At 76.1% G+C, this 7,853-nt stretch carries 7 protein-coding genes and 1 pseudogene; 7 read left to right on the top strand and 1 reads right to left on the bottom strand.

Annotation, left to right across the window (positions count from 1 at the left end; genetic code table 11):
• The 6 genes and pseudogenes from BJF79_RS55925 to BJF79_RS27350 form a co-directional block, all read left to right on the top strand.
• A pseudogene (locus BJF79_RS55925) lies at positions 1-281 on the top strand (hypothetical protein); the annotation flags it as partial.
• Positions 275-853 (top strand): hypothetical protein, encoded by a 579-nt coding sequence (locus tag BJF79_RS55920; RefSeq protein ID WP_075901655.1) that lies wholly within the window; start codon positions 275-277, stop codon positions 851-853. The pseudogene BJF79_RS55925 and the gene BJF79_RS55920, both read left to right, overlap by 7 nt.
• Positions 850-1,068, top strand: a complete 219-nt coding sequence (locus tag BJF79_RS55915) for a DUF58 domain-containing protein (protein ID WP_158079305.1) — start codon at positions 850-852, stop codon at positions 1,066-1,068. Before BJF79_RS55920 ends, BJF79_RS55915 begins: the two co-directional genes overlap by 4 nt.
• Positions 1,035-4,970: a pyridoxal-phosphate dependent enzyme gene (locus BJF79_RS51530; protein WP_083733996.1), complete on the top strand. Its 3,936-nt coding sequence runs from the start codon at positions 1,035-1,037 to the stop codon at positions 4,968-4,970. Before BJF79_RS55915 ends, BJF79_RS51530 begins: the two co-directional genes overlap by 34 nt.
• 91 nt (positions 4,971-5,061) lie before the next feature.
• Complete coding sequence (locus BJF79_RS27355; protein ID WP_075901651.1) at positions 5,062-6,459, top strand: hypothetical protein; 1,398 nt, start codon at positions 5,062-5,064, stop codon at positions 6,457-6,459.
• Positions 6,384-7,196 (top strand): fibronectin type III domain-containing protein, encoded by an 813-nt coding sequence (locus tag BJF79_RS27350; protein WP_075901649.1) that lies wholly within the window; start codon positions 6,384-6,386, stop codon positions 7,194-7,196. The genes BJF79_RS27355 and BJF79_RS27350 overlap by 76 nt, the downstream gene beginning before the upstream one ends.
• Before the next feature lie 60 nt (positions 7,197-7,256).
• On the opposite strand, the gene BJF79_RS61860 is transcribed toward BJF79_RS27350, so the two are convergent.
• Positions 7,257-7,469 carry a hypothetical protein gene (locus BJF79_RS61860; protein WP_075901647.1) on the bottom strand — a complete coding sequence of 71 codons (213 nt, stop codon included), beginning with the start codon at positions 7,467-7,469 and terminating at the stop codon, positions 7,257-7,259.
• Positions 7,470-7,644: 175 nt separating this feature from the next.
• Here BJF79_RS61860 and BJF79_RS61855 point away from each other — a divergent pair.
• Positions 7,645-7,853: hypothetical protein (locus tag BJF79_RS61855; protein ID WP_262402660.1), on the top strand; the 209-nt coding region annotated here is incomplete at its 3' end.

The raw sequence follows: 7,853 nt of genomic DNA, 5'->3' as shown, positions 1-7,853 counted from the left end.
ACCCGCGGGCACCCCGACCTGCGGCTCGGCGCGAGCCCGCGGGCCAGCTCGTGCTGCTCGGCGCGGCGCGGGTGCGCGCCGCCGCGGCCGGCCGCTCCTACGTCGTCCCCGAGGACGTGAAGGCCCTCGCGGTGCCGGCGGTCGCGCACCGGCTCGTCGTGACGCCGGACGCGGAGCTGCGCGCGAGCACGGCGCGGACGCGGTCGCGGAGGCGCTCGCGAACGTCCCGACCCCGCAGGCGGCGGCCGGTGTCTGACGGGCGGGGAGGTGCGGGGTGCTGACGCCGCTGGGCCGGGGCACGGCCGCCGCGTCGGCGGTGCTGTACGCGGCGGGCTGGTGGCTGGGGTATCCCGAGCCGGCCGCGTTCGCCGTCGCGGGGCTGGTCGCGGTGGCGGCCGCGGCGGTGTGGACGCTGCCGGGCCCGAAGCTGGAGGTGCGGCGGGAGATCGGGCCCGCGAAGGTCGGGCGGGGCGAGCCCGCGACGGGGATCCTGCACGTGACGAGCGCGGGCCGCGGCGTCCGGGGGCTCACCGCGAGGGACGCGGCGGGTTCGGCGGAGGTCGCGGTGGACGTCCCGCGCCTGCGGGCGGGCGCGACCCGCACGGTGTCGTACGGGCTGCCGACGGACCGTCGCGGCCGGATCGCGGTGGGCCCGCTGCGGCTGGTGCGCGCCGACCCGCTGCGGCTGGCGCGGCGCGTCCGCGAGTACGGGGCGCGGGGACGCTGCTGGTGCGCCCCCGGACGGTCGTGCTGCCGCCGCTGCCGTCGGGCCGCGCGCACCACCTGGAGGGTCCGACGAGCGACCGGTCCCCGGCGGGCACCGCGACGTTCCACGCGCTGCGCGAGTACGTGATCGGCGACGAGCTGCGGCACGTGCACTGGAAGTCGTCGGCCCGGACGGGGACGCTGATGGTGCGGCAGCTCGTGGACGCGAGCCTGCCGACGACCACGGTCGTGCTGGAGGCGCGCCCGGAACGCTGGCCGGAACCCGACGACTTCGAGCTGGCCGTGGACGTCGCGGCGAGCGTCGCGGCGTGCGCGCGGCGGGCTTCCCGGTCAAGGTGCTGACGGGCGACGGGCCGGTCGCCGAGACGCGCGGCGGCCAGGGAGACGTGGAGGAGATCCTCGACCGGCTGACCGGCGTGTCCACGAGCGAGTGCCCGCAGCCGACGATGGACGTGGTGCGCCGTGTGCGCGCGGGCGGTTCGCTGGTCGTCGTCACGCCGGGCGACGCCGAACTGGGCCGGATCGCCGCGGTCCGCAGCCGCTTCGACCGGGTGGTGGTGCTCCGGCTGCGCCCGTCCGGGCCGGTGGCCGCGCCGCCGGGCGTCCGGGTCGCCGACGTCGCCGATCTGGACGGCTGCCCGACACCTGGCGCCGCCTGGGAGCCGTCCGATGACCCCGCCCCGACCCGCCCCGTCCGCGCGGCGGACGCGGCGCCGCCGCCTACAACGCCGCCGGGGATCGGGACGCCCGCGCGGCACGTGTCGCTCGCCGTCACGGCCGCGCTGGCGGCGGTCGCGGGCCTGGCGTTCCACCGCGTGTTCGGGTACGGGCCGGTGGTCCCGGTCGTCGCCGTCGCCGCGACCGTCCCGACGCTGCTCGGCGGCCTGCTGTCGGGCCCCCGCAGGTCGGGACGGCCGTGGCCGCTGTGGCTCTCGCTCGTCCTGACGCTCGTCGCGTGGGCCGGGACGTCCGCGCTCACCGTGCTGCGGCCCGCGCTGGCCGCCGGGACGCTGCCGCAGACGGTCCGCGACGGCGTGCTGAGCGGCTGGAAGGAGATCCTCACGACGCTGCTGCCCGCCCCGGCCGAGCCGCGCCTGCTGGTGCCGGTCGCCGTGCTGGTGTGGCTCGCGGCGTTCGGCTCCGCCGAACTCGCGCTGCGCACGTCGCGGCGCGCGCTGCCGTGCGTCCCGGCCCTGGCGGTGTGGACGGTCGCGCTGCTGCTCGGCGTGGACGGCCCCGGGACGAACGTGCCGCTCGCCGCCGCGACCGTCGTGCTGATCGCGGTGCTGGTGCTGGTCCGGTCCGGCGAACCCGACGCGGGCCCCGCGTGGCGGCCGCTCGCCCTCGGGGTGCCGTGCGCCGCCGTCCTCGGCGTCCTGGCGTACCTGGTCGCGCCCGTCGTGCCCGTCGCCGCCGACCCCTACGACCCGCGCGAGCAGGTGCAGGCCCCGCCGCCGCAGCGGCGCGACGGCGTCAGCCCCCTCGACCGGGTCGGCGGCTGGCTGCTGCGCCCCGACCAGGTCCTGTTCACGGTGGAGTCCGGCCGGACGGAGATCGAGCGGCTCGCCGTCCTCGACGCGTTCAACGGGGTCACGTGGTCGTCCACGGCGCGTTTCGTCCCGACGGGCAGCCGCGTCCCGGAGGGACCGGAGCCGGAGAAGGCGCACACGACGACGCAGCGGATCACCGTCCGCGAACTGCCCGGCGTGTGGGTACCGGCGCCCGACCGGCCCCGCCGGGTCGAGGGCCTGCCCGTCGTCGCCGACCCGGCCGCCGGGACGCTCGCCGCAGAGCGCCCGCTCGAACCCGGGCAGGCGTACACGGTCACCTCGATCGTCCCGGAGTGGACGGCCGACGACCTCGCCGACGCCCGCATCGCCGACGACGCCGAGGCCCGCGCCGCGCTGCACCTGCCGTGGGGACCGGGCGCGAAGCAGGAGCCCGTCCAGCTCGCCGAGTTCCGCGAGTTCGCGCGGGCCGCGACGGAGGGCGCGGCGACGCCCGTCCAGAAGGCGGCGATGCTCGCCGAGTACCTCAAGCGGTACGCGAAGTACGACGTGACGGCCGCCCCCGGGCACGGCTACCGGCAGATCGACTACTTCCTCGCCGAGGGGCGGCGCGGGACGCCCGAGCACTTCGCCGCCGCGTACGCGCTGCTCGCCCGGTCGGTCGGGCTGCCGTGCCGGCTCGTCGTCGGGTTCTCCGGCGGGCTGCGCGCGGACGGCGCCGTGCGGGTGCGGTCGGGCGACGTGATGGTGTGGCCCGAGGTCAAGTTCGAGGGGATCGGCTGGATCCGGTTCAACCCCCTGCCCGACAACGCGCGGCGCTCGAAGAACAACGACGCGGTCGCGGCGGGGGAGACGGCCCAGAAACTGGAGGAGGCGCAGAAGAACGCGGCGTCCCGACAGCAGGGATCCGGACAAGAGAAGACGAACGAGAAGAAGCAGGCGCAGGACGCCGCGCGGGACGAACCCACGCCGTGGTGGGTGTTCGCGTCGATCGCCGCCGCCGCGCTCGTCCTCGCGTACGTCCTCGCCGTCCTCCTCGCGCCCGCCGTCCGCACCCGCCGCAGGCGGACGGGCGAGCCCGCCGCGCGCATCGCGGGCGCCTGGCGGCAGGCCCTCGACCACCTCGCCGACGTGGGGCTCGCGCGCCGCCCGCACCCTCACCGCGCACGAGGTCGCACGGTTCGGCGCGTCCAGTGTCGGCGAGGGCGCCCGCACGGAACTGGACCCGCTCGGCGAACTCGTCGACCGCAGCCGCTTCGCGCCGTCCGCCCGACGCGGCCGCCGCCGACCGCGCCTGGCGGCACACCGACGCGGTCGGCCCGCTGGTCACCGCGAAGGCGGGCCGGCTGCGCCGCCTCCGCCGCCGCCTGCACCCGCGCTCCCTCACCCGCCGCTGAGGGAGCGCGGGGCGGGCGCGCGCGTCCCGGACGGCCACCGACCCTGAGGCGGCGTCCGCGGGCTACCGGCAGGCTCCCCCACGGGCGGTTGAGGGGGTGTGGTGGTTCGGAGGCTCGAAGGGGCCCTTGGGCGTGGTGGCCGCGTCCGGTTGTCGGTGGGTTCCCTCACGGGCGGTCGAGGGTGCGGCGGTGGTCCCGTCGCGATGCCGGTGCGCGCGCTTCCCGGACGCGCCGCGAGTGGCCGCCGGGCGCGTCGGCCGCGTCGCGGTGCCGGTGCGTTCCCCGGGACGGGCGGGCGCGGGGCGGGTGCCCGGCGCCCGTCTCTCGCCCCCGCCGAGGGTCATTACGCTGGGTGAATGATCACGCGAACGGTGCCGGGCGGATCCGGCGAGCGCTCATGACCGCCCGGAAGGTCCGAGTCCCCGGGCCGGACGACCTGGACCGCGCCTGGCGGGCCGTGTCGCGGCGGCTCGCGCCCACGCCCGTCGTGGCGACGGACCTCGCGCCCGGCGCGCTGCTGAAGCTCGAGACGTTCCAGCCGACGGGCGCGTTCAAGGTGCGGGGCGCGATCGCGGCCCTGGACGCGCTGCCCGCCGGGGAACCGGCGGTCACGGCGAGCGCGGGCAACCACGGGCTCGGCATGGGGTTCGCCGCGGCCGAGACCGGCGCGGACGTCACGGTGGTGGTGTCCACGCGCGCGTCCCGCGCGAAGGTCGACCGGATCGCGGGGTTCCCGGTCCGGCTCGTCCAGCACGGCACGACCTACGACGAGGCGGAGGCGCACGCGCTGACGCTGCCCGGCCGGTACGTGTCCCCGTACAACGACCCGGCGGTCATCGCGGGGCAGGGGACGATCGGCCGAGAGCTCGACGCGCAGGCCGAGGGCCCGCTGACGGTCGTCGTCCCGGTCGGCGGCGGCGGGCTCGCGGCCGGTCTCTGCCTGTGGGCGCGCGGCCGCGCCGACGTGCGGGTCGTCGGCGTGGAGTCGGCGATGTCGCGGGGCGTGTCGGCGTCCGTCGCCGCCGGGCGCGTCGTGGACGTGCCGGTCGGGGACACGTTCGCCGACGGGCTGCCCGGCAACCTGGAACCCGGCTGCGTGACGCCCGAACTGGTCCGGGACGCGGACCTGACGGCCGTCACCGACGACGAGATCCGCGCCGCGCTGCGGTGGCTGCTGCGCGAGCACGGGCTGGTCGCCGAGGGCGCGGGCGCCGCCGGGGTCGCCGCCGTCCTGGCCGGACGGGTCGAGATCACCGGACGGCCGGTCGTCGTGGTGTCCGGGCGCAACATCACGATCCCCCTGTACACCGGCGCGCTCGACTCCGGAAACCCCGACTAAACACGACGTCATTGGCCGGATCCGGTCATATCGTTCGTCCTGGAACGGATGTCGTTACCGTGACGCCTGATTCGGTGGAGGTGATCCACGGATGGGTGCAGGTGCGATCTTCGGACGCGACCGGCTGACGGGGCAGATCGCCGTCGGCCTCGTCGGCGTGGTCGTGGTCGCCGCCGTCGTCTACGGGGTCGGCGTGGCGAGCGCGAAGTACGACCTCGCCGACGTCGGGGCGTGGTTGTCCGCGCGGACGAAGGGCCTGGTCGTCCACGTCAACGGCCTGGCGGGCAAGGTGGACGGCAAGGCGCCGCTGCCCGCGGAGTCCCGCGGCAAGCGGATCAAGGTGGTGCAGGACGGGACGACGATCCTCATCGTCGACGAGGAGACCGGCGTCGTCAGCCGGCTCGACCCGTCCCAGCTGAAGATCGACGCCGGCGGCTCGCTCGGCGCCGGGATCCAGGTGCTCGCGCAGGACGGCCGCGCGTACACGGTCGACTCCGTCAACGGCGGCGTGCAGCAGCTCGACGCGATCACCCTGCGGCCCGTCGGCGAACCCGCCCGGCTCGTCCCCGTCCTCGGCCAGGCCGGGATCGGCGCGCGCGGCGAGCTGTGGGTGCCGGTGGCGGCGGACGGGCAGGTCGCCGGGTACCGGGACGGGACGCTCCGCGAGCCCGTCGACGTCGGCGAACCCGGCAACGACCTGACGCTGACGATCGCCGCGGGCACCCCCGTTGTCCTCGACTCGTCCGCCGCGACCGCGACCGTGGTCGACCCCTCCGGGACGCGGCTGACGATCTCGCTGCCGTCGAGCGTCCGCGAGGCCGGGCGCGGCGGGGTGCTCGCCCCGGCGATCGCCGACGGCAAGATCATCCCGATGCTGGTGCCGGGCACCGGGTCGCTGGTGACCGTCGACACCGACACCGGCCGCTTCGCCAGCACGCGCCTGCAGATGCCGAAGCACCGGTACCGGGCGCCGCAGATCCTCGGAACGAAGGTGTACATCCCGGACGAGACGGCCGGGGCGCTGATCGTGTACGACTCGGCGTCCGGACGGTTCGAGAAGCCGGTCACCGTCGGCCGCCCGAAGTCCCCCCTCGAAGTGTTCGTCAAGGACGGGCTCCTGTGGGCGAACGACCCGGACGGCCCGGGCGCCGTCGTCATCGACCGGCAGGGCCGGGCCAAGGCCGTCGACAAGTACCACGAGAACGTGGCGGGCGGCCCCCGCCGCCGCCAGATCCCGACGCCCGGCACCGGCGGGGCCCCGCCGCTCCCCGGCGCCCCACCCGGCGCGAAGGAAACGGCCAGAACCCGGCGCAGCCGGGACAGCCGGGGCAGCCGGGCGAGCCCGGCCAGCCGCAGATCCCGGGAGCCCCGACCGCACCGTCCAACGTCACGGTCGCGCCGGGCGACGGGACGATGCAGATCTCCTTCCAGCCCTCCCAGGGTGAACGCATCACCGGGTACGCCCTCAAGAACCTCCCCGCCGGGCTGACCGCGACCCCCGCCGCCATCGGACCGAACGGCCCGCAGTACGCCTTCACGGTCACCGGCGGCGACTGCGGGCAGGAGTACCGGTTCCAGGTCGCCGTCCAGTACACCGATGCGCAGGGCGCGGCCCAGGAACTGCTCTCGCCCGCCAGCGACCCCGTGCGCCCGTGCGTGACGCCGGGCGCCCCGACGAACGTCGCGGCGAAGGCCGGGTCGTCGGGCGCCCAGGTCACATGGGCGGCCCCGGCGAGCGGCGGCGCCTCGCAGTACAAGGTCGAGTGGGACGGCCCGGTGACGGGCTCGAAGATCGTCACCGGCACGTCCGCCACGCTCACCGACGTGTGGACGAACGGCACCTACACGTTCACGGTCACGGCCATGAACGAGGCCGAAGCCGGTTCGGGAACCACGGTCAGCACCCAGCTGGTCGGGCCGGAGAGCGCGCACAAGGTCATCTTGAACGGTGGCTCCTCCGGTTACATCAGAGCCACACCAACCGGTGAAAGCGCCACCGGAGTGGCCACGATGTCCGACAACAACGGCGACAGCATCACGGTGCTCTGCCAGATCAAGGGCACTAGCATCGACCATCCCAATGACAACAACTACTCCGGGAACACCTACGCGAAAGTCACGTGGCAGGGGAAAACCGGTTACATCATGAACTACCTGGTCGACACCTACACGTCGGGCAATTGGGACGTGCTCGGCGGTCCGCCGATCTGGGAGTGCGCCAGCTGATCGTTCCACCGGCAAGGCCCCGTCCCGAGGACTGAAGAACTCGGGGCGGGGCCTTCCGCCTTAGGAGCCGCCCTGGCCTCGGCCCTTGACGCACGCGACCTGCGACCACGCCACGTCCGGGGCCGCGCCCTGGTTGACGCGCAGCACCGCGCCGATCCTGAAGCAGTTGTCGCCGTTCGGCGCCAGCGGGGAGACGGCCGTCTTCGTCGATCCCGGGGCCACCGACTTGATCGGCTGCGACCCGGGGGGTTCGCGCTGGAGCAGCAACGGCATCTTGGCCGCCGCCGGGGGGAGCTTCCACGCGAGCAGCGCGCCGTTCCCGGCGGCCTTGGCCTGCAGGTTGCGCGGGCGCGCGCGGCGATCAGCTCCGCGGTGACGGGCTCGACGGGCGCGACGTCGCGGCGGCCGGTGACTCGCCGCCGCCCGCGGACGGACGGTTCGCGTTCGGGTGCTCGCCGCCGGACGCCAGCAGCGCCCCGATCCCGAGCGCGAGCCCGGCGACGAGCGCGACGCCCTCGGCGAGATCAGCCCGCGGGACGGCCCGTCCTGCGGCCCCGTGTGGGGTGCGCCCGGCGCACCGGGCGGGACGGGCGCGTGCGGCGCCGCCTGGAGCGGCTGCGGCTGGCGCTGCGGGTGCGGGTGCGAGGCCGCGCCCGG

Origin of the sequence: Actinomadura sp. CNU-125 (assembly GCF_001942465.1) — a bacterium.
GTDB lineage: Bacteria > Actinomycetota > Actinomycetes > Streptosporangiales > Streptosporangiaceae > Spirillospora.
Note: the sequence above shows the minus strand (reverse complement) of the source record. Positions and strands in the feature narration are given on the sequence as shown.